At 72.8% G+C, this 26,807-nt stretch carries 24 protein-coding genes; 15 read left to right on the forward strand and 9 right to left on the reverse strand.

Annotated elements, in window-relative coordinates:
- Positions 1-232: 232 nt before the first annotated feature.
- From ACIO3O_RS01250 to ACIO3O_RS01265, 4 genes are all read left to right on the forward strand, one after another.
- The gene (locus ACIO3O_RS01250; RefSeq protein ID WP_401740415.1) at positions 233-1,543 is read left to right on the forward strand and encodes a 2-isopropylmalate synthase; all 1,311 of its coding nucleotides are present in this window, start codon (positions 233-235) and stop codon (positions 1,541-1,543) included.
- The gene (locus ACIO3O_RS01255; RefSeq protein ID WP_401740418.1) at positions 1,540-2,253 is read left to right on the forward strand and encodes a hypothetical protein; all 714 of its coding nucleotides are present in this window, start codon (positions 1,540-1,542) and stop codon (positions 2,251-2,253) included. Before ACIO3O_RS01250 ends, ACIO3O_RS01255 begins: the two co-directional genes overlap by 4 nt.
- Before the next feature lie 362 nt (positions 2,254-2,615).
- The gene (locus ACIO3O_RS01260; protein WP_401740421.1) at positions 2,616-3,842 is read left to right on the forward strand and encodes a cytochrome P450; all 1,227 of its coding nucleotides are present in this window, start codon (positions 2,616-2,618) and stop codon (positions 3,840-3,842) included.
- Between the two features lie 97 nt (positions 3,843-3,939).
- Positions 3,940-4,140, forward strand: a complete 201-nt coding sequence (locus ACIO3O_RS01265; protein WP_401740423.1) for a ferredoxin — start codon at positions 3,940-3,942, stop codon at positions 4,138-4,140.
- A gap of 39 nt (positions 4,141-4,179) precedes the next feature.
- Here the strand turns inward: ACIO3O_RS01265 and ACIO3O_RS01270 are convergent, their stop codons facing one another.
- On the reverse strand, positions 4,180-4,794 hold the full coding sequence (locus ACIO3O_RS01270) for a TetR/AcrR family transcriptional regulator (protein ID WP_401740426.1): 615 nt from the start codon (positions 4,792-4,794) through the stop codon (positions 4,180-4,182).
- A gap of 200 nt (positions 4,795-4,994) precedes the next feature.
- On the opposite strand from ACIO3O_RS01270, the gene ACIO3O_RS01275 reads away from it, so the two are divergent.
- Complete coding sequence (locus tag ACIO3O_RS01275) at positions 4,995-6,452, forward strand: MFS transporter (RefSeq protein ID WP_401740428.1); 1,458 nt, start codon at positions 4,995-4,997, stop codon at positions 6,450-6,452.
- A gap of 72 nt (positions 6,453-6,524) precedes the next feature.
- On the opposite strand, the gene ACIO3O_RS01280 is transcribed toward ACIO3O_RS01275, so the two are convergent.
- Entirely contained in the window at positions 6,525-7,745 is a 1,221-nt protein-coding gene (locus ACIO3O_RS01280; RefSeq protein WP_401740431.1) for an alpha/beta fold hydrolase, read from the reverse strand.
- Here ACIO3O_RS01280 and ACIO3O_RS01285 point away from each other — a divergent pair.
- On the forward strand, positions 7,744-8,469 hold the full coding sequence (locus tag ACIO3O_RS01285; protein ID WP_401740434.1) for an RNA polymerase sigma factor: 726 nt from the start codon (positions 7,744-7,746) through the stop codon (positions 8,467-8,469). The genes ACIO3O_RS01280 and ACIO3O_RS01285 overlap by 2 nt on opposite strands.
- A 77-nt stretch (positions 8,470-8,546) precedes the next feature.
- A complete protein-coding gene (locus ACIO3O_RS01290; RefSeq protein ID WP_401740437.1) occupies positions 8,547-9,377 on the forward strand; it encodes a hypothetical protein in 831 nt (276 codons plus the stop codon).
- Positions 9,378-9,476: 99 nt separating this feature from the next.
- Here ACIO3O_RS01290 and ACIO3O_RS01295 read toward each other — a convergent pair whose 3' ends face one another.
- The gene (locus ACIO3O_RS01295; RefSeq protein ID WP_401740439.1) at positions 9,477-11,042 is read right to left on the reverse strand and encodes an AMP-binding protein; all 1,566 of its coding nucleotides are present in this window, start codon (positions 11,040-11,042) and stop codon (positions 9,477-9,479) included.
- A 237-nt stretch (positions 11,043-11,279) separates the two neighbouring features.
- Here ACIO3O_RS01295 and ACIO3O_RS01300 point away from each other — a divergent pair, with 237 nt between their 5' ends.
- Entirely contained in the window at positions 11,280-12,464 is a 1,185-nt protein-coding gene (locus ACIO3O_RS01300; protein WP_401740441.1) for a TetR/AcrR family transcriptional regulator, read from the forward strand.
- 155 nt (positions 12,465-12,619) lie between these two features.
- Here ACIO3O_RS01300 and ACIO3O_RS01305 read toward each other — a convergent pair whose 3' ends face one another.
- A complete protein-coding gene (locus ACIO3O_RS01305) occupies positions 12,620-13,828 on the reverse strand; it encodes an oxygenase MpaB family protein (RefSeq protein ID WP_401740443.1) in 1,209 nt (402 codons plus the stop codon).
- 247 nt (positions 13,829-14,075) lie between these two features.
- Here ACIO3O_RS01305 and ACIO3O_RS01310 point away from each other — a divergent pair, with 247 nt between their 5' ends.
- The 6 genes from ACIO3O_RS01310 (at position 14,076) to ACIO3O_RS01335 (ending at position 20,280) form a co-directional block, all read left to right on the forward strand.
- The gene (locus ACIO3O_RS01310) at positions 14,076-15,713 is read left to right on the forward strand and encodes a succinic semialdehyde dehydrogenase (protein ID WP_401740446.1); all 1,638 of its coding nucleotides are present in this window, start codon (positions 14,076-14,078) and stop codon (positions 15,711-15,713) included.
- Positions 15,710-16,237, forward strand: a complete 528-nt coding sequence (locus tag ACIO3O_RS01315) for a DUF4334 domain-containing protein (RefSeq protein WP_401740449.1) — start codon at positions 15,710-15,712, stop codon at positions 16,235-16,237. Before ACIO3O_RS01310 ends, ACIO3O_RS01315 begins: the two co-directional genes overlap by 4 nt.
- Complete coding sequence (locus ACIO3O_RS01320) at positions 16,234-17,286, forward strand: alcohol dehydrogenase catalytic domain-containing protein (protein WP_401740452.1); 1,053 nt, start codon at positions 16,234-16,236, stop codon at positions 17,284-17,286. The genes ACIO3O_RS01315 and ACIO3O_RS01320 overlap by 4 nt, the downstream gene beginning before the upstream one ends.
- 68 nt (positions 17,287-17,354) lie before the next feature.
- Complete coding sequence (locus ACIO3O_RS01325) at positions 17,355-18,524, forward strand: acyl-CoA dehydrogenase family protein (protein WP_401740455.1); 1,170 nt, start codon at positions 17,355-17,357, stop codon at positions 18,522-18,524.
- Positions 18,525-18,679: 155 nt separating this feature from the next.
- Complete coding sequence (locus ACIO3O_RS01330; protein WP_401740457.1) at positions 18,680-19,396, forward strand: DUF998 domain-containing protein; 717 nt, start codon at positions 18,680-18,682, stop codon at positions 19,394-19,396.
- Positions 19,393-20,280 carry a DMT family transporter gene (locus tag ACIO3O_RS01335; protein ID WP_401740458.1) on the forward strand — a complete coding sequence of 296 codons (888 nt, stop codon included), beginning with the start codon at positions 19,393-19,395 and terminating at the stop codon, positions 20,278-20,280. The genes ACIO3O_RS01330 and ACIO3O_RS01335 overlap by 4 nt, the downstream gene beginning before the upstream one ends.
- Here the strand turns inward: ACIO3O_RS01335 and ACIO3O_RS01340 are convergent, their stop codons facing one another.
- The 4 genes from ACIO3O_RS01340 to ACIO3O_RS01355 all read right to left on the reverse strand — a co-directional run bounded on the left by ACIO3O_RS01340 (position 20,281) and on the right by ACIO3O_RS01355 (position 24,285).
- Positions 20,281-20,523, reverse strand: a complete 243-nt coding sequence (locus ACIO3O_RS01340; protein WP_401740461.1) for a hypothetical protein — start codon at positions 20,521-20,523, stop codon at positions 20,281-20,283.
- 57 nt (positions 20,524-20,580) lie between these two features.
- On the reverse strand, positions 20,581-22,116 hold the full coding sequence (locus tag ACIO3O_RS01345) for a pyridoxal phosphate-dependent decarboxylase family protein (protein ID WP_401740462.1): 1,536 nt from the start codon (positions 22,114-22,116) through the stop codon (positions 20,581-20,583).
- Positions 22,106-23,494, reverse strand: a complete 1,389-nt coding sequence (locus ACIO3O_RS01350) for an MFS transporter (protein ID WP_401740464.1) — start codon at positions 23,492-23,494, stop codon at positions 22,106-22,108. Before ACIO3O_RS01350 ends, ACIO3O_RS01345 begins: the two co-directional genes overlap by 11 nt.
- Positions 23,495-23,676: 182 nt before the next feature.
- Positions 23,677-24,285, reverse strand: a complete 609-nt coding sequence (locus ACIO3O_RS01355; protein ID WP_401740466.1) for a TetR/AcrR family transcriptional regulator — start codon at positions 24,283-24,285, stop codon at positions 23,677-23,679.
- Between the two features lie 140 nt (positions 24,286-24,425).
- On the opposite strand from ACIO3O_RS01355, the gene ACIO3O_RS01360 reads away from it, so the two are divergent.
- Positions 24,426-25,358, forward strand: a complete 933-nt coding sequence (locus ACIO3O_RS01360; RefSeq protein ID WP_401740469.1) for an alpha/beta fold hydrolase — start codon at positions 24,426-24,428, stop codon at positions 25,356-25,358.
- Positions 25,359-25,379: 21 nt separating this feature from the next.
- Here ACIO3O_RS01360 and ACIO3O_RS01365 read toward each other — a convergent pair whose 3' ends face one another.
- Positions 25,380-26,741 carry a protein kinase gene (locus ACIO3O_RS01365; protein WP_401740472.1) on the reverse strand — a complete coding sequence of 454 codons (1,362 nt, stop codon included), beginning with the start codon at positions 26,739-26,741 and terminating at the stop codon, positions 25,380-25,382.
- Positions 26,742-26,807 lie beyond the last annotated feature (66 nt).

Here is a 26,807-nt window from a genome sequence, read left to right on the forward strand (position 1 = left end):
GGGGGGCGCGGCGGTGTGCATGGGTGCTGTGTCCGGCATGCCGGGTGCAACACCGTCGCCGACGACGCGGTCCTTGTCCAGGAGGCGCCGATCGCCCGCCGTTCGTTCGTTCAGGTGAATGCGGGTGCGATCGACGGCAGCGGGGCCACCTTGCCAGGGATCTTGAGGGTGAGCGCCAACGAACCCTCACGGAGGGCGAGTTGGCGTCCCAGCGAGAGAGCGAGGGCGGGGAATGGTCACCGATGTGGTGCGGGAGTCCGTGCGGGCGGGGCGGCTGGTGGTGTGGGAGGAGTCCGCGCGGGACGGGGCGCAGGCCAAGACGCTGATGAGCGCGGCGTTCCGGGTGCGGCTGGCGCGGGAGCAGGGTGCGGTCTTCGGGGAGGACGGGCCTCGGCACGTGGTGTTCGCCGCCGGGTTTCCCGCGGTCTGCGCGGAGGAGTTCGAGGCGGTACGTCAGGTGGCCGACCAGGCCGAGGGCGCGGTGAGCGTGGCCGCGGTCTGCCGCGGCACCCTCGACGACGTGCGGCAGGCGGTGGCTTCGGTGCGCGGCAGTGCGCATGCGCGGGTGATGGTGGTGGTGCCCGCGTCGGAGGCGATGGCCGGTGTGATGGTCCACCGGGGTGCACGGGAGGCGTTGGAGGAGGGGGTCGCTCTGGTGAGGGCAGCCCGGGACCTGGACCCCGGGGTCGCCACGGACGTGTGCCTGGCCGATGCCTCCCGCGCGGACCACGGGTTGATGGCCCACTTCGCGCAGGCGATGACGGCCGCGGGCGCGGGCACCGTGGTGCTGGCCGACACCGTCGGGCGTCAACTGCCCGGGGAGGCCGCCGAGATGTTCCGGCGGGTGGCGGCGCGGACGGATGCGGACGTGGTGCTGGGCTCGCACCTGCACAACGACCTCGGGCTTGGGCTGGCCAACACCCTGCAGGCGCTGGGTGCGGGCGTGCGGCTGGTGTCCAGTTCCTGGCTGGGCATCGCGGAGCGTTCCGGGATGGCCGCCACCGAGCAGTTGCTCTTCCTGCTCGCGCATGACTCCGCCCGGGTCAGTGCGTTGCTGGACCCGGCATCCCAGGAGACCGACCTGTGGTGGACGCGGCCCGATCTGTCCCGGCTGCCAGGGATCGCACGGATGGTCGCGCGGGAGACCGGTGTGCCGCTCACGGTGACCACCCCCGTCGTCGGCACCGGCGTGGGCACGATCTCCACCGGCACCCCGTTCGTGCACCCGGAGCTGTTCCAGCCCTTCGACCCGCAGGCCCTGCTCGGCACGGCTCCCGGTGTGGTACTCACGCAGCTGGCCAGTGCCCGCGTGGTCTCGGCGGTCGCGGCCCGGCTGGGACACCGACTGGACCGGGAGCAGGCGCGGGCCGCGATGGGGTGGGTCAAGTCCCGTGCGTACGCGACCAATTGCGCCGTGGTCGACGACGACGCCTTCGCCGCCTACCTCGACGGCCTCACCGCACCTGCCCCCGCCGCCGTCGCCGTCCCCGGGGCCCGACTCCGCGAGCCGGTCGCCGTGTCGGGAGAAGGGGACGTACGGTGAGCGCCTCGTCGTCCTCCACAGGTGGCGGCACCGTGGACCTGGACGGTGCCTGCCGCGCCCTGGACCGGGGTGCGGCCGTGGTCCTGCCCAACCCCGCACCGCTGACCTGCGTCGTCGCCGCCACCGCCGCGCCGGTGGTCAACGAGGCCAAGGGACGCCCCCGGGATCAGCCCGTCGCGCTGTGGGCCCACTCCCCCGACGCCGTGGACACCCTCGCACCCTTCCTCGGCCTCGGCGAGCCCGACGGCGTGCTGCTGCGCCGCCTGCTGTCGGAGGAACTGCTGACGGTGCTGGTGCCGCTGGCCCCGGAGGCGCGGCGGCCGGAGTGGCTGCGGCCCGCGTCCAAGGACGGCTGGGCGTTGTTGTTCGGGGCCCGGTGGCGGCCGTTGGCGCCGCTGCTGGACCGGTTTCCGCTCTTGTACGTCAGTAGCGCCAACCGCACCGGGCAGCCACCCGCCGCGGACGTGGAGGCGGCGGTTGCGATGTTCCCCGCGACGACGGCCGTACTCGGGGAGCCCCTGCCGCCGCGCACCGGCGGCGCGCCGCGCGCGGCGACCACCACCGTGCGCCTGCACCGGGGCGGCCGGCTGGAACTCCACCGGCACGGGGCGCAGGACCGCACCCACCCGGACGCCGCCGCCTATCTCACCCACCTCGGCTCCGTCGCGGAGGGACGGCCAGGGCTTGGCCGGGGCGAAACGTACGGGTGAGGACGTGGCGTCGCCCGGCGGCCACCAGGCCTTCGAATTCGGTCAATCCCCCGACGTACCAGCCGAGTTCACGGCGACCCGCGCTCACCTCCGGCACCCCCTCTCCCGGCAGGCAGCGGCTTCGCCCCCGCCGCTGCGGCCGCTGTGCGGGGCAGAGCGTGCGGAGTGCACGGGGCGGCCGGAATGCGCCCCTCCAACCGATAGCGGGGTATCGCTTGTGCTAGCCTCCGACAAGAGATAGTCAGGTATCACTTAGTGGTGGTGTCCTGCGCACAGGGCAACGGCGGAGCCACCGGGCCGGTCGCCGCGCGCGCGGAGTCGCACCGCCCGTCGTGGCACACGTGTGCCAGCGAGGAGAGACCATGACCGCCCCAGCCTCCGCAGCCTCCGCACCTCGTATGCCCTTCGCCCGCCTCAACGCCCTTGATCTGCCACCCCTGTTCAGCACCCTGCGCACGGAGGGGCCACTGAGCCGGGTGATCACTCCCGCCGGAGATCCGGCCTGGCTCGTCACGGGGTACGACGAGGCCCGCACGCTCCTGGGCGACAAGCGGCTCGGCAAGACCCACCCCGCCCCCGAGCGGGCGGCCAGGATCTCCGAGGCCGCGATCCAGTCCGGCCCCGTCGGCAGCTTCGCCGACGAGGAGCGCGAGCACACCCGCATGCGCAAGGTGCTCACCCCCGCCTTCTCGGCGCCCCGGATGCGTCGACTGACCTCCAGGATCGAGGAGTTGACCGAGGGCTGCCTCGACGCGATGGAGAAGGCCAGGGCCCGCGCGCCGCACGCGCCGGTGAACCTGCACGACCATCTGTCGTTCCCGCTGCCGGTGCAGGTCATCTGTGAACTCCTCGGCGCCCCGCAGTCCGACCGGGACCTGCTGCGCGACTGGTCGACACGCATCGGCATGCTGCACGGCGGCGCCGACTCGCAGCAGGCGATGGCCGAGTTCCAGGCGTACACGGGCCGCCTCGCCGAGATCAAACGGGCACACCCCGGCCAGGACGTCGTCACCGACATCGTCCAGGTGCAGGCCGAGGACCCGACGTTCACCGAGGACGAACTGACGCGCATGGCGGCCGGTCTGCTGTTCGCCGGGCACGAGACGACCTCGACCCGCATCGACTACGGCACCCTGTTCCTGCTGAGCGACCCGGACCGCCGGGAGCGCTTCGTCGCCGACCCCGAGGGTCAGGCGCACGCCACGGTCGAGGAGATCCTGCGCATGGCGGCGCCGGGCGGGCTCGGTCTCATGCGGTACGCACGGGAGGACGTTCGGGTCGGGGGCACCCTCATCGCGCGCGGCGACGCCGTCCTGATCGCCATCAACGCCGCGAACCGGGACGGGGCCGTGTTCGCCGAGGCCGAGTCCTTCGACCCGGCGCGCACCCCCAACGCCCACCTGGCCTTCGGGCACGGCGGGCACTACTGCATCGGCAACGCCCTGGCCCGCACCGAGATGCGGGTCGCCTTCACCGCCCTGTTCCGGCGCTTCCCCGGCCTGCGGCTGGCCGCCGACGCGTACGCGTTGCAGGAGTACGACGGCGAGCGGCTCACCGGCGGTGTGGCGGAGGTGCCGGTCCTGTGGTGACCGGCGGCGGTGCCGGTCCCGTGGTGACCGGCGGAGGTGCCGGTCCCGTGGTGACCGGGCGCGTGCGGCTTACCGAATCGAGCAGGGACGTGGCGTCATGAGGGTGGAAGTCGAACGGGCCAAGTGCGTCGCGTCGGGGCAGTGCGCGATGACGGCTCCCGCGGTCTTCGACCAGAGCGAGGACGACGGAACGGTGGTGGTGCTGGACCCCGCGCCGCCGCGCGAGGCGCACGGGCAGGCGCGGCAGGCCGCCGCGATGTGTCCGGGGTCGGCCATCACCGTACGAGGAGACGAGTAACAGCCCCTGCCCAAAAGGCAGTTGGGGTGGCCGCCCGCCTCAGCCCTCCGCACGCCACAGCGGTGGCGCGGGCATGGGCAGGGGGCTGGCGGCCGCCGGGGCGAGGCCGTCCAGCACCAGCGCGACGTAGCGGCGCCAGCCGCCCTCGCCCGGCTCCATCGTCCACAGCACGCTGAACAGCATGCCCACGATCCGGCGCACGTCCTCCGGCACGAGGTCGTCCCGGATCGCCCCGGTGTGCTGGCCGCGCTCGACGAGCGGGTTCAGGGCGTCGAAGAAGCGGTCGCCGACGTCGCCGTTGAGCGCGCCCGCGTTCCGGGCGGCGGTCAGCACGTTGTAGTCGCCGATCGCGGAGGACATGGCGGCCTCCAGCACGAAGGCCAGGCCGCGCACCGCGTCCGCGTCCCGCCGCGCCCGGTCCACCGCGGGCATCACCTGTTCCGCGAACTGCCGGTCCAGCACCGCGCGCAGCAGCGTCTTCTTGTCCGGGAAGCGGCGGAACAGGGTCGCGATCCCGACCCCCGCCCGGCGGGCGACCTCGTCCAGCGGGGCGTCCGGGCCCAGTTCGCCGAACACCTCGACCGCGGCCCGGACGATCTTGTCGGAATTGCGGGCCGCGTCGGCGCGCAGCGGCTTCGGACTCTGGGTCGGCATGCCGTCAGTCTACGCACCGCACTCATCTAAGTGATAGTCGACAATCGCTTCAGCTTGACACCACACACGGTTGAATTGATAGTTGGCTATCGATTGCACGGGGTGCAGTCGCCCGGCCATGACACGGCAGGCGTCAACTGCCCTGCACCGGCGACCTGTTGCCCCTCCCCGCTCCTCCCGGAATCCGAGGAAGACCCTCCATGCCCCTTCCGTCCACGGCTCCCCGCAGCGGCCCGGTGGTCGCGACGCTGGCCCTCGCCGGTGTCACCGCCGCGGTGATGCAGACCCTGGTCACCCCTCTGCTGGCCGACCTGCCCCGCCTCCTCGACACCTCCGCGTCCAACGCCGCCTGGGTGATCACCGCAACGCTCCTGGTCGCCGGTGTGTGCGTACCGATCAGCGGCCGCCTCGGGGACCTGCTCGGCAAGCGGCGCATGCTGCTGGCCTGCGCGGTGCCGCTCGTCGTCGGCTCGGTGGTGTGCGCGCTGGCCGACGGGGTGGTGGCGATGATCGTCGGGCGCGGCCTCCAGGGGGTCGGCATGGGCATGATCCCCCTGGGCATCGCCCTGCTGCGCGACGTCGTGCCCGCCGAGAAGCTCAGCTCCTCGATAGCCCTGGTCAGCGCCTCCATGGGCATCGGCGGCGGGATCGGCCTGCCGGTGGCGGCCGCCGTCGCGCAGTACGCGAGCTGGCGGCTGCTGTTCTGGGGAGCCGCCGCGCTGGCCGCCGCGGTCGCGGTCATGATCTTCGTACTGATCCCGGAGGTACCGGCAGCGGCGAAGGGGCAGCGCTTCGACGGCCTCGGGGCGCTGGGGCTCGCCGTGGGTCTGGTGTCCCTGCTGCTGGCGGTCTCCAAGGGCGCGGACTGGGGCTGGGGTTCGGCGACCACGCTCGGTCTCTTCACCCTCGCCGTGGTGACGTTCGCCGTCTGGGGGCGGTACGAGTGGCGCACCCGGGAGCCGCTGGTGGACCTGCGCACCACCGCCCGCCCGCGCGTCCTGCTCACCAACCTCGCCTCCGTACTCATCGGCTTCGGCATGTACGCGAGCATGCTGGTCGTGCCGCAGCTGCTCCAGTACCCGACGGCCACCGGCTTCGGCCTGGGGCAGACGATGCTCGCCGCCGGTCTGTGGATGCTGCCGGGCGGGCTGATGATGATGGCCGTCTCCCCGCTCGGCGGGAAGCTCACCAACGCCCGCGGCCCGAAGACGACGCTGATCGCGGGGGCCCTGGTCCTGGCCGCCGGGTATCTCGCCTGCCTGTTGCTGGCCGGTACGGCGTGGGGTCTGATGCTCGCCATGATGGTGATGAACAGCGGGGTCGCCCTGGCGTACGGGGCGATGCCCGCGCTCATCATGAGTACCGTGCCGCTCAGCGAGACCGGGGCGGCCAACGGCTTCAACGCATTGATGCGCTCGCTGGGCACCTCCATCGGCGCGGCGGTCGTCGGTGTGGTGCTCGCCCAGATGACCACCACCATGGGCGGTCACGTGTTCACCTCGGAGGGCGGATTCCGCACCGCCCTGGTGATCGGCTGCGTCCTGGCACTGTCCTCGGCCGCGATCGCCGCGTTCCTCCCGGCTCCCCGGCCGGACGACCGGTTCGGGCGGGCCACCGACAGGTCACCCGAACCGGCCGAGGCGGACGCAGCCTCGTAACGGACGCACCGTCGTCTGCGGGTGCCCGGCGTGGACTCCGCTCGGCCCGGCACCCGCGCTCAGCGTGATCCGCTACGCCGGGCTCGTCTCGGGGCGGCGACCGGCGCCCACGTCGGCCAGCAGCTCCGCGAAGGGCCGCGGGTCGCTGAAGTAGCCGACGTGTGAGGCGGCCAGGGTGTGGACGTCGAACGGGTTCCACGGGGTCAGTGCGTCCGCCGTGCGGATCATGTGGTCCTGCACGGCCGGCGGGATGCTCCGGTCCGAGGAGAGCCGTACGAAGGTGTGCGGGACCCTCCCCCACCGGTCGGCCCGGGCCACCGCCCCCTGCTCCAGCACCCCGTAGTTCTCGTCCGGGTCCATGGAGTCCAGCAGCACCCGGAACTGATGATCGGTGGCGTCCGCCATGACGGCGGCCTTGAGCTGGGCGAACAGCCCGGGATCGGCGTGTGCCGCCCGCCAGTTCAGACGTACGACTCCGGGAGCGCCCGTGAGCGGCACGGCGATCCGGGCCGCCGCGGCGTCCAGGAGGTTGTCGTCGACGACGTCCCGCACGTCAGTGACCATGGCCGGATCGCTGAGGCAGACGGCGGAGAGGCAGGCGACGCGGTCGAGGAGGTCGGGCACGGCATTGGCGACCGCCGTGACGGTCAGGCCACCGAAGCTGTTGCCCGCCAGGATCACCGGCCCCGCCGGGGCGAGCCGGTTCAGGACGTCCACGACGTGACGCACGTTGTCCTGGAGGGTGACGCCGTGCATCGGGGAAGGGGCGGCGGCCAGTGCTGCCGGGTCCTGCGGCTGCCGGTAGTAGGCGGCGGGGTGGTCGGCGCGGTTGCCGTGTCCGGGCAGGTCGACAGCGTAGGAGCGGCACCCGTGCAGGGCCGGCTCGTGGTGCCGACGAACGCTCGGGTCAGCACCGGGCCGGGGGCTCCGACTGCACGCGCAGGCTCTGCCAGTTGTGGATGGATGGGTACATGGCCGGGACCCTGCGTCCCGCCCGGGGCCTCCTGCCATCGCATTGTCGGTGCGAGCGGCGTCGGAGGGGGGCGTGGCTGACGGTGCGGCGCAGGCGGGCATCCTTGCTGGTCGTGGGGGAGACGCCGCGCGCCGTACGGCTGTGGGAGCGGCCGTCCGGCGAGGCGTGGCGGGTGTCGACCGGTCGATTCCAGTGGGGATGGGGGCATGTGGTGATGTACGGGAGGAAAGGGTGACGTCGTGGCGGGGGTGGCGACTTCCGTCGAACTGGGGTCGGGTCGGCGGGAACCTTCGGTCGGGTGCCGGACACGTACAGGGCATGGAACTGAACGACGCTGGTCCCACCGCACCGGTCGGCGGGATGTCCGACCGGGAACTGTGGGCGAGAGCCGTCGACGGCGACCGGGAGGCCTTCGGCCAGATCTTCGACCGCCATGGCAAGACCGTCTACAACCACCTGTTCCGGCGCACGGCCGACTGGTCCGAGGCAGAGGACCTCACGTCGACCGTGTTTCTGCACGCCTGGCGTCGCCGGTCGGAGACGGTCCTCGACCGGGACTCGGCGCTGCCGTGGCTGCTGGGCATCGCCGACCGGCTGGTGTCGAACACCAGGCGCCGGCTGCGGCGGGCCGAGGCGTTGCTGCACCGGCTCGTCTCGCACGACGAGCCGGTGGGCGACCACGCGGACCGGGTGGCCGGGCGGGTCGACGACGAGCGCCGCATGTCGGAGATCCACCGGGCGCTGGCCCGACTGCCGCGCCACGAGCGTGAGGTGGTCGAACTGTGCATGTGGTCGGGCCTGGATCAGCAGGCGGCCGCGACGGCGCTGGGGGTGGCGGTGGGGACGGTCAAGTCCCGGCTGCACCGGGCCCGGCGCAGGATGGGGGCCGACCTCCTGGAGGCCGACCCCCTGGACGGGGCCTCGGCTCCGGCGTCCTTCCGTTCCAAGGATTCCGACAGCTCGAACATTTCGGGCAGTTCGAAGACTTCCGGCAGTTCAAAGAATTCGGTCCACCCCGTCCATGCGGAAGAGGTCGCACGATGAAACACACGCAGGGCATTCCTGCGGCTCCTTCCGATCGTGATCTGCCGGACCACCGGCGGACTCGTAAGGAGCTCCTGATGAAGATCGACGCAGCGAACAACCGGCCTTCGCCGCAGCGCAAGTGGGCGGTGCCGCTCGCGGCCGCCGCCGGTGTCGCGGTGATGAGCGTCGCGGCCGTCACCATCCTCGGCGGAAACGGCGAGGCCAAGCCGGTTCTCGCCAACCCGGCCGGAAACCCGACGCACACCGGGAAGCCGACCCCGGCCGGGGAGAAGAAGAGTTCCCCGAAGGCGGATGCGAAGAAGGACGGCAGCGGCGTGACCGCCGGCCGCCCGACGCAGGCCCCGGAGACCACCTTTACCGTCACCAGCACCAGGACGACCACGATCGACGCCAAGAGCGTCGCCAAGATCCTGAGCTCCTGCCTGGGCGCGGAAGCCTCGCGCTACCAGCCGGTGGTCGCCCTCCGCGCGCCCCTCGTCGCGCCGGACCGGGACGGCGTGGTCCTCGCCGTCAACGCGAAGAAGCAGTACGTGCAGTGCGTGACGCAGGGCGACAAGGGCCGGAGCGACAACCACCCGCCCACGTTCATCAACAACCGTCTGTGGGGCACCGGCAAGAAGATCGCGTACTTCGACAGCATCGGCACGCCCGTCGGCAAGAACAAGCAGCTCTTCGAGGGCGCCGGGCACTACACCTCCGACGTCGCCAAGGTGACCGTCAGCTTCGGTGACGACCCGAAGCAGTACCCGACGGTCATGGCCGGGGGCGCGTTCGCCTTCTCGGCGGAGCTCTCCTCCACCTCCACCCCCGACCGGCTCGACCCGGGCCTGGACGCGCACATCCATGCCTTCGACGCGTCCGGCAAGGAGATCTACAACCAGCAGAAGGACCCGCAGTTCAACTGACCCCGAGGGGCGTGGGCCGCCCCGCCGCCGCTGCCCCGGCGCAGTGCCGTGGCAGTGCCGGGGCAGTGCCGGGGCAGCCACCGCACGTCGCCGGGGCGGTCACGCCTCCTGGCGGCCGGGGAGCCTGCCCTTGACGACCTTGCCCCCGGCGTTGCGCGGCAGCGCGTCGACCAGCACCAGGTCCTTGGGCATCTTGAAGGAGGCCAGGCGGTCCTTCAGGAAGTCGGTGAGCTGGGGCAGGGAGAGGGTGGTTCCGGGGGCCAAGGAGGCGTAGGCGACCGGCACTTGGCCCCAGCGCTCGTCCGCGCGGCCCGCCACCGCGATCTCCCGCACCGCGGGGTGTTCGGCGACGGCGTTCTCCACCTCGGCGCAGTAGACGTTCTCACCACCGCTGATGATCATGTCCTTCTTGCGGTCGACGACCCAGACGAAGCCCTCCGCGTCCTGCCTGACCAGGTCGCCGGAGTGGAACCACCCTCCGGCGAAGGCGTCCGCGGTCTCCTGCGGCTTGTTCCAGTAGCCGCGGGTCACCGTGGGGCCCCGGTAGACGATCTCGCCGATCTCTCCGGCCGGTACGTCGTTCATGGCCGCGTCGACCACGCGGTACTGGACGGTCGGGATCGGGCGGCCCACCGAGCCCAGCTTGCGCAGCGCGTCCTCGCCGCGCAGGACACAGGTGATGGGGGACGTCTCGGTCTGCCCGAACACCGCGACGTTCAACGCCTCGGGGAAGCTCTTGCTCATGGCCCTCAGCGTCTCGTCGCTCGCGGGGGCGGCTCCCCAGCTGATCACCCGCAGCTTCAGGTCGCGTTCGGCGATGCCGGGCCTGGCGCAGATCAGGTCCCACTGCTGGGGGACGTTGAAGACGACGGTGGCGCCCTCCTGTTCGTACGCGTCGAGTACGGCGTCGGGGTCGAAGGCCCCGAGCGGGTGGATCACCACGGTGCCGCCGACCAGGAAGTTCGCGACGATCGAGCCCAGTCCCGCGATGTGGAAGAACGGGGCGGTGAGGAAGCCGACGTCGGAGTCGTCGAACATGTCCATCGCCTGGATGCAGGTGATGGCCTGCACCTGCATGTTGCGGTGGGACAACAGCACGCCCTTGGGCCGCCCGGTGGTTCCGGAGGTGTACATGATGAGGGCGGTGGACTCCTCGCTGATGTCGGGGAGTTCCATCGGCGGGTGGGCGGTCAGGAACTCCTCGTACGTCTCGTACGGGCTGCCGTTCGCGGCGGCGTCCGCTGCGCCGATGACGATGACCGTACGGATGGACGCGGCGGCCGGGACCTCGCGGAGCCGGGGCAGCAGGTGGGCGTCGACGACGATCGCGGAGGGGGTGCAGTCGGCGAGGATGCCGTCCAACTCCGGTGCCGCGAGGCGGAAGTTGAGCGGGACCGCCATGGCCCCCAGGCTGTTCGCGGCGAAGACGCTCTCCACGAACCACGGGTGGTTCAGGGTGAGCAGGGCGACCCGGTCACCCTCCCCCACGCCACGGTCGGCGAGCGCGGCGGCCAGGGACAGCGAGCGCCGGGAGAGCTGGGCCCAGGTCGTGGTGGCCCCGAGGTACCGCAGGGCGGGCCTGTCGGGCCGCATCAGCGCGTGGGTGGCCGTGTGCGCCATCCAGTGGTGGCGGAAGGAAGAGGCGGGGACCGTATCCGTGGACATGCCACTCCTTGAACTCGGAAGCCGGAAGGGTGGGGGTGAAGGGGTACAGGCGAGGGGGTGGGCGAAATTATGCCTGCGGAAGAGCCCCTCCAGAAGGGTTTTGTTAATCAAAAATCACATGGATGTGAACGGGGGGCACCAGCGGCCGGGCCGCTCCCCCCAGCGGCTTCCGGCCCTGTGGACCCCCTGTGATTGACTTGCCACCATGCTCGTGACCCCGTACGCCCCGCCCTCTCGGTGAGCGCCGATCCGCTCGCGGGTGCGCGGCCGCGCAACCGCAGACAGCTCATCTCCGAAGCGGCCGGCCGCGTGTTCAGCGAGCGCGGATACCACGCGGCGTCCATGGCGGACATCGCCGCCGAGGTCAACATCAGCGCGGCGGCCCTGTACCGGCACTTCCCCAACAAGTACGCGCTGTTCGCCGAGTGCGCGCACACCACGGTGGACCGGCTGGTCGGGGCGCTCGACGGGGTGCCCGCGCAGGCGGACCTGGCGGAGGTCCTGCGGGCGGTCGCCCACGTGGCCGTGACGCACCGGGCCTCGGGCGGGCTGTACCGCTGGGAGGCCCGCTACCTGGACCGGGAGGACCGCCGGCTCCTGCGGGCGAAGTTCGCGCGCGTGGTGGGACGGGTGACGGAGGCGGTACGCCGGGAAGGCTCGGCAGCAGCAGCATCACCATCGGCGTCGGCGGAGCTGCGTGCCGTGTCGGCCCTCGGGGCGATCGGGTCCATCACGATGCACCACGTCTCCATCACCCAACGCCGGGCCGAGGAAGCCCTGGTGGCGTCCGCCCTGCGGGTGGCCGCGACCGATCCCGCCGCGTCGGCGGGCGGCGGGCGGACCGTCGAACCGCCCGCCCGCCCGGAGCCGAGGACCCGGCGCGAGGAGATCCTGGCCGCCGCCATCCCCCTGTTCGCCCGGGACGGGTTCGCCAAGGTCACCAACGGGCAGATCGCGGAGGCGATCGGCCTCGTCCCGTCCGCGATCTACCGGCACTACCCCACCAAGACGGACATCCTGGCGGCGGCCTGCCTCCAGGCTGCCGAGCTGCTGGCCGAGGCGGTCGACCGCAGCCTCGCGGGAACCGACGACCCGCACGACGCGCTGACCGCGCTGGCGGCCGCCTACGTGGCCTACAGCTTCGAGCACACCGCGCTGATCAGCGTCGCCGAGGCCGAGATCGTCGGCCTGCCGGACGGTCTGCGGCAGCCGCTGATCCGCGCACAGCGCGAGCACATCGCGGTCTGGGAGCGGCAACTCCTGCTGGTGCGCCCCGACTTGGACCCCCGGCAGGCCCGCCTGCTGGTGCACGCGGGGTTCGGTGTCGTGGTCGAGAGCGGCCGCAGACTGCACTGGCGGGACACCCCGGAGAACCGCAGCGCGGTCGCCGCCCTGATCGTCGGTGCCCTCGGGCTCGGCTAGCGCGGCCCGCCCGCGTACGTACAACCCCTTTACGTACAACTCCTGTACGTACAGCTCCTGTACGTACAGCTCGCATACGAACACCTCGTGCACGTTCCTGCGCCCCGCGACCCGCCGGAGCGGCCGCGGGGCGCGGGAAGGGGGGAGCGGCGGGTTCAGGCCCCGGGGCGGTTGGCGGCGGGGAGGGTGATCAGGGTCTGCGTCGGCGAGGTTCCGTTGTTGAGGAACATCATCGCGACGCCCCGGATGAACTGGTCGAAGAGGTAGAGGGCTTCCGGGGCGACCGGTGACAGGCCTTCGCGGAAGCGCACGTACACCGGCCAGGCGACCTTGATCAGGCCGCGCGAGACCCAGTCGCGCGGCAGGCCCAGCCAGTCGGCGTACTTGTCGCCGATCAGGTAGCGGACCATCTCGTTGACGAACCCGGTGGTCAGCCCCAGGGTCGCGTCCTCGATGTAGCCGATCAGCGTCCTCGCCAGGTTGATGCCCTCCGCCGTCGGCGCGACGACCGGCCACAGCATCTGGTCGGCCTGCTTGACCGCCTCGGCCCAGCTCGCGGGGATGAACTGGCGCTGCACGCCCAGCAGATGGAGGGCGACCTGCCAGGCGTGCAGGTCGGCGGCCTCCTCCTGGGCGGAGACCTTGATGCCCCACTTCTTCATGTTCTTGTACGCGACGGTGGCCACGGAGTGGAAGGTCACCAGGATGTCGCCGTTGCTGATCGGCTTCGGCTGGTCCGCGGTCTCCATGAAGCGCTTGGAGGTCACCAGCAGGTTGCGGACCACCGAGTGCACCAGGCGCGTCTTGTTGGCGCTGACCACGAAGTAGCCCTGGGGCTGCCAGGTCGTCGGGCTGTGCAGGTCGTACCCGAAGGTGAAGGTCTTGGCCGCGCGTTCCTTCATGTCCGCGCCGCCGGCCGACCAGTACACCGCCCTGGCCTCGCGCGGGATCACCGTGGAGAGGATGCCGCTGCCCAGGCTCTCGGAGACGAACAGGTAGCTGTTCAGGCGCTTGTAGAGCTTCTCGGACGCGGCGAGGAGTGCGGGGTCCGCCCAGGAGGGAAGCCGGTTGACGTCGCGCAGGTAGTCGGTGAGGTAGCCGGGCATGCCGGACGGCAGGGCGTCGCTGTTGCGGTTCCACGCCTTCCAGGCACGGTTCACCGAGGCGATGGAGCCGTCGGCGAGCAGACGCGCCGCGACGTCGTCCGCGACCGGGTCCCAGACCTGGAACGGGTCGGTGACGGCGTCGACCCCGGCGATCGAGCCCGCGGAGGACCACGACCAGGCCTGCGGGGCGCTCGTCACGGCGGTGAGACCCAGGACGGCGCCGATCGAGAGGGCGCGCCTTCGAGTGAGATCTTCCATTTACTTGTCTACCTTCCACGCGGTTGGACGGCGCTTCCCAGAAGCGCGTATGGGCCAACTTCGGGCTGGTCACTTGGTTGTCCCGCGATGTGATTTCCGATTAACATAATGACGCGCCCAGTGGTCGGCAAGACCTGTGCACGCGGTAAAACCACGCGCTGGACCGCCCGTTGGGCAAGCACCTCGGCAAGCACCTCGGCACGCCCCCGCACAAGCCCCTCCGCAAGGCCCCCTCCCTAGGAGCCCCATGAACACGGAGCAGGACACGACGGCACCGCCCTCACCCGACGCCGCATCCGCCCTCGCAGCCCCGTCACGGCCCCCCTGGGTGACCGACGAGCTGATCGGCCGGTGGTGCGCGTGGGTGCACCGGGACGAGGCCCGCCGGGAGCCGCCCCCGGCCCCACCCCTCACCGCACTCGCCCCGTTCGACCTGGCCCCGATCGCCCCCGTCCCCTCCTGCACGCCCCAGGACGTCGACTCCGCCGTCGCGGCGGCGGCCGCCGCCCAGCGCCGGTGGGCGCGGACCCCGGTCGCGCGGCGCGGTGAGATCGTGCTCGCCTTCCACGACCTGCTCCTGGAGCGGCAGCACCAGGTGCTCGACCTGATCCAGTGGGAGACCGGCAAGGCCCGCTACCACGCCTGGATGGAGATCGCCCAGGTCGCGACCATCGCCCGGCACTACGCCCGCCGCGCGGGCCGCCACCTCGCCCCCCGCCGGGTGCGCGGAATGGTCCCCGGGCTGACCAGGGTGACCCAACTGCGGGTCCCCCGGGGCGTGGTGGGGATCGTCTCCCCGTGGAACTACCCGCTCTACCTCGGCGTGGGCGACGTACTCCCCGCGCTGCTGGCCGGGAACGGCGTGGTCTCCAAGGCCGACCCGCAGGCCGCGCTGACCCTGCTCTGGACGCGGGCCCTGCTGCACGAGGCGGGCCTGCCGACGGAGCTGTGGCAGATCGTCGCCGGGGACGGCCCCACCGTGGGCAACGCCCTCGTCGACGCGGTCGACTTCGTCTGCTTCACCGGTTCGACCGCCACCGGCCGCACCGTCGCCGAACGCGCCGCCCGGCGGCTCATCGGCGCCTCCCTCGAACTCGGCGGCAAGAACCCGCTGATCGTGCGCGAGGACGCCGACGTCGTCGCCGCCGCGGCGGGCACCGCCGTGGCCGCGTTCACCAACACCGGGCAGATGTGCATCCACGTCGAGCGGGTCTATGTGCACGAGAACGTGTACGACGCCTTCCGCGCCGAACTGGTCCGGGTGACCGAGTCGTTGCGGCTGGGAAACGCGTACGACTACACCTGCGACCTCGGCTCACTGGTCTCGGCGGCGCGGCTCGCGGCGGTCGGGGCACACGTCGAGGACGCCGTCGCCAAGGGCGCCACGGTACTCACCGGCGGCCGGGCGCGCCCCGACGTCGGGCCGCTCTTCTACGCGCCGACCGTCCTGGAGGGCGTCACGCCGGAGATGGACGTCTGCGCGAAGGAGACCTTCGGGCCGGTCGTGTCGCTGTACCCGTACGGTACGGACGACGAGGCCGTGGCCCTGGCCAACGCGGGGACGTACGGCCTCTCCGCGTCGATCTGGTCCAGGAACACCCGCGAGGCCGCCCGGCTGGCCGCCCGCGTCCGCGCCGGATCGGTCAACGTCAACGACGGTGCCGCCGCGGCGGCCGGGAGCGTCGAGGCGGAGATGGGCGGCATGGGCGACAGCGGACTCGGCCGCCGCCACGGGGCGGAGGGCATCCGCAAGTACACCGAGGCCCAGACGCTCGCCGTGCAGCGCCTGCTGCCGCTCGGCCCCCCGCCGGGGCAGTCCGCGCTGCGCTTCGTCCGTACGACCAACCGCCAACTGGCCCTGCTGCGCCGGCTGCGTGTGCGGTGACCGGCGACAGGCCTCCCGTACGGGAGTGGTGGGACGCCCTGCGGAACGCGGCGGGCACGGTCGACGCGGCCGAACTCGACGCCCTGTGGGCCGACTTGGCCACCGTCGACGCCACGTCGGTCCTGGGCTCCTGGCGGGGTCACGCCTTCCGGACCGGGCACCCCGTTGAACGGGTGCTGGCGCGCAGCCGGTGGCACGGCAAGCGGTTCGCCGCGCTGGACGACGCCGAGCCGCTGATCTGCCGCGCGGACGACGGAAGCCTCTACAGCGACACCACGTCGGGCCGGGGCGGGGCCAGCCTCTGGAACGTCGAGTTCCGGGGCGAGGTGACCGCCACCATGGTCTACGACGGCATGGCGGTGCTCGACCACTTCAAGCGGGTGGACGACACCACCCTGCTCGGCGTCATGAACGGCAGGGCGGCGGCCGTGTCCGACAGCGGGCACCTCTTCTACTTCGCCCTGGAACGCGAGTCCCCTCGGGAATCCGCCCTGGGAAGCGAGTCCTCCCAGGAAGGCACATGAAGGTCTCCGCCGTCCTGTCGCGCGGCACGGCCCCCAGCGAACTCGTCGACGCCGAACTGGACGACCCCCGCTCCGACGAAGTGGTCGTACGGATCGAGGCGGTCGGCCTGTGCCACACCGACCTCGTCACCCGGCGCAGGCTCGGCGAGCGCCCCGCCGTCCTCGGCCACGAGGGGTGCGGCACCGTCGAGCACCTGGGCGCGGCGGTCACGGGCCTCGCGGTCGGCGACCGGGTCGTGGTCTCCTTTGCCTCGTGCGGCGGCTGCGCCCGCTGCCGCGCCGGACTTCCGGGGTACTGCGCCTGGGCCACCGCCCTCAACGGCTCGGGGCGGCGGCTCGACGGATCGGCGACGCTGCGGGTGGGCGGCGAGCCGGTCTTCGGCTCCTTCTTCGGCCAGTCGTCCTTCGCCACGGCCGCGTTGGCCGACGCCCGCTCCTGCGTCCCGGTCGGTAACGTGTCCCCGCAGGCGGTCGCGCCGCTGGGGTGCGGGTTCCTGACCGGGGCGGGCGCGGTGCTCAACGTGCTGCGCCCCGGGCCCGGCGACCGGCTGCTGGTCGTCGGCGCCGGGGGCGTGGGCGCGGCCGCCGTGCTCACCGCGCTCGGGGAGGGCGTCGAGGTCGTGGTGGCCGAGCCCGCCCCGGCCCGGCGGGCACTCGCCGAGCGGTGCGGCGCCGAGGCCGTCGCCTCGCTGGACGAGCCGTTGCCGCCGGTCACCCATGTGCTCGACACCACCGGGCAGCCGGAGGCGATCACCCGGGCACTGGCCCTGCTCCAGCCGTGCGGGGCGCTCGCCCTGGTCGGGCTCGGGGCGGCCGAAGTACCCGTCGACGTACGGTCGTTGATGATGCGCGGGCTGCGCGTGCATGGTTGCGTGGAGGGCGATGCCGATCCCCGGGTGCTCGTGCCCGAGCTGGTCCGGCGGCACCGGGCCGGGCTGCTGCCGCTCGACCGGCTGGTGACCACGTATCCGCTGGCCGGCCTCGACCGCGCGGTGGCCGACCACCGGGCGGGGCTGACGACCAAACCGGTACTGCTGCCCGGCAGTTGACCCAACGTACATCCCCTCCTCCTGACGCCCATGACGCTGTACGCCCACGATCCGAAACAGGGGTTCTGATGACCGGTGTGATCTCCGCCGAGCGGTCGCTGTACGAGGACGAGCACGAGCTCCTCCGCGCGACGGCCCGCGCCTTCGCCGACAAGCACGCCGCCCCGCATGCCGAGCGCTGGCGGGCCGAGGGCAAGGTCGACCGCGCGCTGTTCGAGGAGGCCGCGCGGGCCGGAATCCTCGGCTTCAACATCCCCGAGGAGTACGGCGGCGGAGGCGTCGCCGACTACCGCTTCAACGCGGTGATCGGCGAGGTGTTCTCCCGCCACCCGGCGGCCGACGGCCTCGCCGCGGTGACGCTCTCCAGCGACATCGTGATCCCGTACTTCACCGACCTGACCGACGGCGCGCAGAAGGCCCGCTGGCTGCCCGGCATCGCCGCCGGGGAACTCGTCGTCGCGGTGGCGATGACCGAGCCGGGGACCGGCAGCGACCTGGCCGGTATCGCCACGACCGCCGTCCGCGACGGCGGCGGAGATGACTACATCGTCAACGGCAGCAAGGTCTTCATCTCCAACGGCCAGAACGCCGACCTCGTCGTCACCGCCGTCCGGACCGGACCCGACCGCCACGGCGGCCTCAGCCTGCTGGTGATCGAGGCCGACCGGCCCGGCTTCTCCCGGGGCCGCAACCTGGAGAAGGTCGGGCTGCACGCCCAGGACACCAGCGAACTGTTCTTCCAGGACGTCCGGGTGCCCGCCGCCAACCTGCTGGGCGCGGAGGGCACGGGCTTCGCCTCGCTGCTCCGCAACCTCCCGCAGGAGCGGATCTCGATCGCCGCGAACGCGGTCGCCTCCATCGAGGGAGTGCTGGAGCGGACCCTTGCGTACGTCAAGGAGCGCACGGCGTTCGGCCGCCCGGTCGGCACCTTCCAGAACACCCGCTTCCAACTGGCCGAGATGGTCACCACGGCCCGCGTCGGCCGCGTCTACCTGGACGACCTCCTCGCCCGGCACGTGCGCGGCGAACTGACCGCGGTGGACGCGGCGGCCGCGAAGTTCTGGGCGACCGAGCAGTACGTCGACATCGTCGGGCGCTGCGTCCAACTCCACGGCGCGTACGGCTACATGATGGAATACCGCATCGCCCACGACTATCTCGATTCGCGGATCTCCACCATCTACGGCGGCACCACCGAGATCATGAAGGAGATCGTCGGCCGCGACCTGGGCCTGTGAGGCACGCCGCACCCCAGGCCTGGGAGCACGCCCCGCACGATGCCCCAACTGCGTTTGCCGCACCGGCTGTTGGGACACACGGTCATCAGTGCACGGCACCCCGGGGCACCACCTCTCCGTGACGGCCCGCCCCGCGCGTGCGGAAGGGCGGGGGCATGGGCAGCGGTGCGGTGGTGGCACGGCGGGGCGAGCGGCACGTGCCGTGGCGGCGCCTTCTGGCGGCGGGGAGCCTGGGCGGCGCGGCCCTGCTGTACAACTCCTGGATCATCGAGTCGGCCGTCCGCACGCCGCTGGACCCCCGCCATTCCTACGTCAGCGAGCTGTACGCCGCCGACCAGGCAACCCGCCCCCTGTTCGCCGCCTTCGAACTCGGCTCGGCGGCGCTCCTGGTGGCGGGGGCGTTGGCGTGGCGCAGGCAGGGCGGCGGGCTCGGCTGGTGGGCGTTGGTGGGCTTCGGGTTCAGTTCGGTGGCCGACGTGCTCTTCCCGCTGGACTGCGCCCCTTCGCTGGAGCCCGGGTGCAGTGCGGTGCACCCCGTGCACACGGTGACGAGCGGCCTGGTGCACTTCTTCCTCTTCGCGTCGATGGCGTGGCTGGCGTGGTGGGCGCGCCGCCAAGCGGGGGCGAGCCGCCAAGCAGGGGCGGACCGCGCGGGGTCGGGCGGCTGGGGCGCGGTGGGCCGCTGGGGGCTGCCGCTGCTGGGCGCGTCGATGCTGGCGGCGCTCGCCACCGTCGGGCCGCTGCTGGACCACCCGGGCTGGCACGGCGTACCGCAGCGCCTGCACCTGACGCTGGTCGGGGCATGGCTGCTGCTGTTGGCGTACGGGGTCCATGCGGGCGGCGGTGTTCCCGCGCCCGGCAGGCCCCGGTGAGCCTCGCGGAGGCAGGTGGTCCGGCGCTGGGCGCGGCGTTCGCGGTGCTGACCGCCGCGGCGAACGCCGGGGGCACCGTGCTCCAGCGTGTCGCGGCCCGCGCCGTGCCCGAGGGCGACGCCTTCAGCATCCGGCTCGTCGGTCATCTGCTGCGCAACCGGGCCTGGTTCGCCGGGATCGCCGTCATCGTCCTCGCGGCCGTCTGCCAGGCGGCCGCGCTGACGTGGGGCTCGCTCACCCTCGTCCAGCCGATCCTGGTCGCCGAACTGCCCCTGGCTCTCCTCTTCGCCCACGCGTTCACCCGTACCTCCATGCCGCCCGGCGGCTGGACGGCGTGCCTGCTCACCTCCTGCGGGCTCGCCCTGGCCCTGGGCGCCGCCGCACCCGCGGAGGGCAGGCGGCCGGTCTCCGACGGCCTGTGGGTCACGGCGGTCGCGGTCGCCTCGGCGGCGGTGGTCCTGTGCGCGGGGTGGGCCGGGCGGCGGCCGTACGGGAAGGCGCGGGCCGTGCTGTTCGGGCTGGGCAGCGCGATCGCGTACGGGCTGACGGCGACGCTCATGAAGAGCGCCGTGGCACACCTCGGCGAGGGAGGTCTCGCCGCGCTCGCCGGTGCCTGGCAGACGTACGGCTGTGTGGCGGCGGGCGCGGCGGCGCTCTTCCTGCTCACCAACGCCCTGGGGTCGGGGCCCCTGTTCGTGTCCCAGCCCGCGCTCACGCTGGGCGAGGCGTTCGCGAGCCTGCTGCTCGGGGCGGTGCTCTTCGGGGATCAGGTGCGCACGGGGTGGTGGCTGGTGCCGCAGGCGGTCGGCACCGTACTGACGGTGTACGGCGTCCTGTTGCTCACGCGTGCGCGGCCCGGGCCCGAGAACTCCCCGAAGGTGTAGTCACCTGGGGAGCGTCCCGGCTGCTCGCAGCAGGCGTTGGCCGAGGGCACGGACGCAGTGGCGCAGCTCCTCGCCGCCCGTGATGCGGAACGCCATGGGCAGGGCGGCGAGTTGCTCGGCGTACCAGGAGGGATTGCTCGTCGTCCCAGTGAGGCGGCAGGAGGTGGCGCCGACGGGCTCCAGCCGTCGCACGTGGCGCACGACGAACGCCCACGGCTCGACCCGTGGTGTCGTACTGCGCACCGGCCTCCGAGCAGTGGGCCACGAGGACGCGTCGGCGGTCGCTGTCGCTGCCTACGGTCAGACCCGGAACACCGAGCCGAAGAACTCGCTGAGCAGCCGCTCCTTCAGCGGCCCGGGCAGCGCGTCGAGCAGCACCAGCACCGGGGCCATCCGGTCGGGCAGCCCGCCCGCGCCGCCCGCGCCACTCCCGCCGCCGAGTCCCGCGAAGGCCAGCACGTCCGCGACCTCCTTCGGGCCCAGTGCCGCCGGGTCGAGTCCGGCGGCGAGGTCCACGAGTGCGGGGTCCACGGTCACCGGGGGCAGCGCGCGGGCCGCGCCGAGCGCGGCGGCCAGGTCGTCGAGCAGCGCGTCGACCTGGCCCACGGTGGCCGGGGTCAGGGTGAGGTGGAGGTTGGGCGGCAGCCCGTCGAAGGAGAGCTGCGGCTGGAGGTACCAGCCGCGCTCGCGCATCTCGTCGGCGAGGTGCAGCAGCAGGCTCAGGTCCGGCGCGCCGCCCGACACGTTGCCCGGCGCGCTGCCCGACACATTGCCCGGCGAGCCCCCCGCCGTGGCACCCGGCCCGTCGCCGACGGTGAACGCCACCAGCCCCGCCGCCGGTTCGCCCAGCACCCGCACGCCCTCCGTCGCGCGCAGCCCGGCGAGGAGCCGGTCGGAGGCCTCGGCGACCCGCCCGGCCAGGGCCGTGTACCCGTCTTCGCCGACGTGCTGGAGCACCGCCCACGCCTGCGCCAGCAGACCGCCGGACTTGGTGCCCTGCACGGTCGGGTTGACCACCGGGTAGCCGGGCCAGCCCGCGTGCGCGAAGTACTGGTGGCGGCGCAGTTCGGCGTCCCGGTACAGCACGACCGAAGCCCCCTTGTCGGCGTACCCGTGCTTGTGCAGGTCCACCGAGAGCGAGGTCACGCCCGGCACCGACAGGTCGAAGGGCGGCACCTCGCGGCCCGCGCGCCGCAGGTGGGGCAGCAGCCAGCCGCCGATGCAGGCGTCGACGTGGCAGAGCACCCCGCGCCCGGCGGCCGCGGCGGCGATCTCGCCGACCGGGTCGAGCACCCCGTGCGCGTACGAGGGCGCCGAGGCGACCACGAGTGCGGTGCGGTCGGTGAGCGCCGCCGCCATGGCGTCCGCGTCGGCCCGGAAGCTGTCCGGGTCGACGGGCACGACGACGGTCTCCAGCCCCAGGTAGTGGGCGGCCTTGTGGAACGCGGCGTGCGCGGTCGAGGCGATCACCAGCTGCGGGGCGCTGATCCCGCGCACCGCCCGGGCGTGGTCGCGGGCCGCCTTGACGGCGAGCAGGATGCTCTCGGTGCCGCCGCTGGTGAAGGTGCCCTGCGCGCCGGGTGCGCCCAGGAGTCGTACCGCCGCCCCCACCACGTCGTTCTCCAGCCGGGCGACGCTCGGAAAGACCGTCGGGTCGAGTCCGTTGACCGTCGCGAACGTCGTGTACGCGGCCGCCGCGAGCTCGTCGAGTCCCGCCAGGCCCGCGTCGTAGACGTACGCGAAGGTCCGCCCCCCGCGGGTGGGCGCGTCGCCCTCGCGCAGGGCGCGCAGTTCGGCGAGCACGTCGGGGGCGGTGCGGGCGGGTTCAGTCGTCACGGCTGGTCTCTTCCTTCAGGGGTACGGGTACGGATCGGCCCGCGGGGCCGTCCTCGCGGTAGCGGTGCAGCGCCCACAGGCTCGCGGCGGCGAGCAGGGCGGGCAGCACGCTCATGCCCAGGGTGATCCCGGTCAACGCGACGCCGGGCTGGGCCACTTCCTGATCGGCCTCCGACGAACGGAACCCCGTCGCCGCGAGGACCAGCGCGAACACCCCCGCGCCCAGCGCGAAGGCGAGCGTCTCGGCGGCGGTCCACAGCCCGGTGAAGGTGGCGGCCCTGCGCCTGCCGGTGCGTACGACGTCGGCGGCGAGGGTGTCGGCGAGCAGGGTCATCGGCAGCAACTGGAGCCCCGCGTAGGCGACGCCGATGACGGCGGTGGCCGCGTAGCCGACGCCGGCCCCGGCCACGGGGGTGAGGGCGAGGAGCAGGGACCCGACGACGAAGAGCAGCGACGCGCACCACTGGGCGGTCTTGACGCCGCGCGTCCGGGCGAGCCGGTTCCACAGCGGCATCACCAGCACCAGCGGGCCGATGAGGCAGGCGAACAGCGGGGTGACCGCGCCCGGGCTGCCCAGGGTGTAGGTGGCGAAGTACTGGACGCCCGCGAGCATCACCCCCACGGCGAGCGCCTGCACCGACCACATGACCAGCAGGTGGAGGAACGGGCGGTGGGACCTGGCGGCGGCCAACTGCGCCCGGATCGACGGCTCGGCCTCGCTGCGGGCCACCGTGGGGGCCCACCGGGTGCTGAACCACGCGCCGAACATGCCGACGGCCAGCAGCAGCGCGACGGCGACCCCCATCGCCCGGTAGCTCACCGGGCTGTCCCCTTCGGCGTGGGCGATCGCCGGGGCGAACGCCCCCGACAGCAGGATCGCGACCCCGAGGAACGCCACCCGCCAGCCGAGCACCCGCCGGCGTTCGGCCGGGTCCTCGGTCATCTCGGCGGGCATCGTCACGTACGGCACCTGGAAGACGGCGTACGAGGTGGCGGCGAGCAGGAAGACCACGGCCACGTACGCGGCGGCGGCCGCTCCGCGCACGGGCGGCGCGGCGAACAGGAGCGCGAACAGCGGCGGCAGGGTGCAGGCGCCGAGCAGCAGGAAGGGGCGGCGCGGTCCGCCGCGCAGGCGGCTGCGGTCGGACACCGCGCCGACCAGCGGGTTGATCAGGACGTCCCAGGCCTTCGGCAGGAACACGGCGGCGCCCGCGACGGCGGCGGGCACGGCGAGGACGTTGGTGAGGTAGTACAGCAGGATCAGCCCGGGCACGGTGGCGAAGGTGCCTGTGCACAGCGAGCCGAGCCCGTACCCCACGCGTACCCGGCGCGGCAGGGGCGGGACGGGTTCGGGGCGGTCCCGGAGGTCTGCTGGCATGCCGCAGATCATGGGGGACGCCTCCGCCGGACGACAAGGGTGACGACGAGGGTCCGGCATGACGGTCTCGTGAACACGTCCAGGGGCTCGTCACATCGTGCCGGGGACTCGTGGCGTCGTGCCGGGGACTCGTGCCATCGTCCCGGTGCCGCGTCTCACCGCCCCGGCCCGGGACCCGGCCGTCAGGCGGCGGCGGTGAAGATGCGGTCCAGGTGGTGGCGCAGGACCGCGACGGCCGCCTCCGGGGTGCGCTGGCCGACCAGAATGCCGGTGCCCAGGGTCGCGGTCATGGCGAGCAGGCTGACGGCCTCCATGCGCGCGTCGATGCCGGGATCGGCGAGCCCGTCCCCCTGTGCTCTTTCGAGCAGGCCCGCGAGACCGTCCTCGGCGGTCTTCGGATTGGCGAGGAACGGTTGGGCAGCGAGCGCCTCGTCGGTCACGGAGAGGAGGGCGTACGAGCTGAACAGGAGGTGGAAGGTGCGGCTCTCCCCGTCGGTCGGCAGGGACGCCAGCAGCAGCGCCTCGGCGGTGGCACGCGGGCCGGGGCCGGGCCCGATCGCCGCGAGCCGGGCCCCGACACGGGCGGTGAATCCCTCGGCGAGGCGCTCAAGTCCGTGGAAGAGCAGCATCTCCTTGGTCTGGAAGTAGTACTGCACGAGGCGCAGCGACACTCCCGCCTCGGCTGCCACGTCCCGCATGCCGACGGCGTGCAGTCCGCGCCGTCCGGCGACCCGGACGAGCGCGTCGGCGATCTGCCTGCGCCGTTCCTCGTGATCGACGAGCTTGGGCATGGGTGGGTCTCCGCCCGTGAGTGGTGGATGCGGGTCCAGTTCGTCCGCTTCCGGAGGCCCCTGGAAGCTTCATGGTACAGCCGTACCATCTTCGTGATACGTTCGTACCATAACGCTCGCATCCACCCGGAGGTCCTCCCGTGCCCGAGAGCTCGACCCGACCGCGCCGCGACGTCGGCCGCTACGTCAACGACACCCTCCGCGACCGGTACTTCGCGACCTGCGACGCCGTCTTCGCGAAGGGTGCGCGCATCGACTCCGAGACGGACGTGGAGACCAGCTTCGGCACGACGCACGTCTACCGGTACGTTCCGAAGGACCCGGCGGCCGCGGCGCGCACGCCGGTCGTCCTCATCCACGGCGCGGGCTACTGCTCCGCCATGTGGTACCCCAACACCCCCGCGCTCAGCGCCGAACGCCCCGTCTACGCGCTCGACACCCCCGGCGACGCCGGCCGCAGCGTCCAGCGCGAACCCATGTGGCAGCCCGAGCGTGCGGCGCAGTGGATGGACGAGGCGCTCGACGCGCTCGGCCTCGACCGGGTCCACGTCGTCGGCTCGTCCTACGGCGGGTGGCTCGTCATCAACCAGGCCCATCTGCGGCCCGGGCGGCTCGCCTCGGTCACCGCGCTCGACCCCGGCGGGCTGGAGAAGGTGGGCCTGCGCTTCTTCGCCTGGGTCTTCGTCAGCCTCTTCGCGTCCTTCGCGCCCCGGGCACTGCGACCGCGCCTGGCGGCGTGGCTGGAGCAGCCGGTGATCGCCGATCCCGTCGTACGCCGGTGGATACAGGCGGGCGCCCGCGCCTACCGGATACGCCGACCGGCCCCGCTGCCGCTGTCGGACGCCGAACTGGCCACGATCCGCACACCGTTCGACCTGATCATGGGCAGGCGCAGTCTGCTCGTGCACCCGAGGCGCCAGCTGGAGCGGGTGCCCCGGCTGATCCCCGGCGCCCGGGCCGAGATCATCGCCAACACCGGGCACGGACCGCAGCTCGACCACCCCGACCTGGTCAACGCCCGGATGCTCGCCTTCATGGACGACGTGGACTCCCGGGCCCGCGCGCAGGCCTGATCCGGCACCGCCCCGTCAGCCTCAGGGAGCCGCCTGGTCCAGGGCCCTGCGCAGGTCCGCCGCGCTCTGGAAGCCGATCCTCGGGCGTTCGACCAGGGCCTGGTCGATGACCTCGGCGAGCGCGGCGGGCACGGCGGGGTCGCGGCGGCGGATCGGGACGGCGGGTTCCTGGAGGACCACCTGCCAGGGGTCCTTGCCGCGCGGGAACTCCCTCGGGAGCTGTCCGGTGAGCATGGTGTAGAGGCAGGCCGCGAGCGCCCACACGTCCACTTCGGGTGCGGCCCTGCGGAAGTTGACGACCTGCTGGCGCGGCATGAACATCGGCTTTCCCGCCGTCGCCCCGGTACGGGTCAGACCGCTCAGGCCCGCCTGGTCGAAGGCCTTGCTGATGCCGAAGTCGGCGATCTTCGCGGTGCGGGAGCCGTCGGGTTCCTCCTGGAGCAGGATGTTGGAGGTGCTCAGGTCGCGGTGCACCACGCCCTGCCCGTGGGCGTGTTCCAGGCCGAGCAGCGCGTGCACCGCGATCGGCAGCGCCTCCTGGACCGGCAGCCGCCCGCCGCGCTCGGCCAGCAGCCGGTCCAGGCTGCCGCCGGTGCAGAACTCGGTGGTCAGGAAGAAGGTCCCGTCCGCGAACCCGGCGTCGTGCAGGGCGGCGACGTGCGGGTGCTTGAGCGCCCGGGTGAGCGCGACCTCGCGCAGGAAGCGGGCCCGGGCGGTGGCGTTCGCTGCCACCTTGGGCAGCATCACCTTCAGCGCCACGTCCACGCCGGTGGCTTCGTGCCGGGCGAGGTAGACGGCGCCCATGCCACCGCGCCCCAACTCCCGTGTCACCGTGTATCCGTGAATGGCCGTCAGGTCGGGGCGGCCGCCCTGGGCCAGTTCCAGCAGCAGGTCCAGGACCGCGCCCGGCTCTGCCTGGCAGGGGGCGCACAGGATCTCGCCGCCCCGGCCGTCCGCCCCGTCGCCGATCTCGCGGGCGCACTGGGCACACCGTACGAGAACGAGCGTGGCCGGCCGGGACACGCCGACGCGCAGCACGGTGTCGCCGAGGCGGATCTCGTCGCCGTCGGCGAGGTCGTGCTCGGGGTAGACCTCGGTGGCGGCCTCCTCGGGGGTGAGGCCCCGGCGGCGTTGGCCGATCTTCTCGCCGTTGACGTACGTGCCGTTGAGGCTGCCGAAGTCGCGGATGCGGATGTCCGGGGGGTTGATGTCCAGCAGGCAGTGGTGGCGCGAGACGGTCGTGTGGTGCGCGTCGTCGGGTATCTGCGGCAAGCAGTCGACGGAGCGGCCGAGTACGCAGGTGGCGCGTTCGTCGAAGACGTACTCGGTGGGGTCGAGCCGTCCCTCGACGAGCGTGAGGGTGACGGTGGGCGGCGTGGTCATCGTGCTCCTTCTGCGTGCGTGTGACCGGGCAGGGTCCGACGCGGGGTACGGCGCGCGGTGCCCCCG

Source organism: Streptomyces sp. NPDC087440 (assembly GCF_044744005.1).
Classification (GTDB): domain Bacteria; phylum Actinomycetota; class Actinomycetes; order Streptomycetales; family Streptomycetaceae; genus Streptomyces.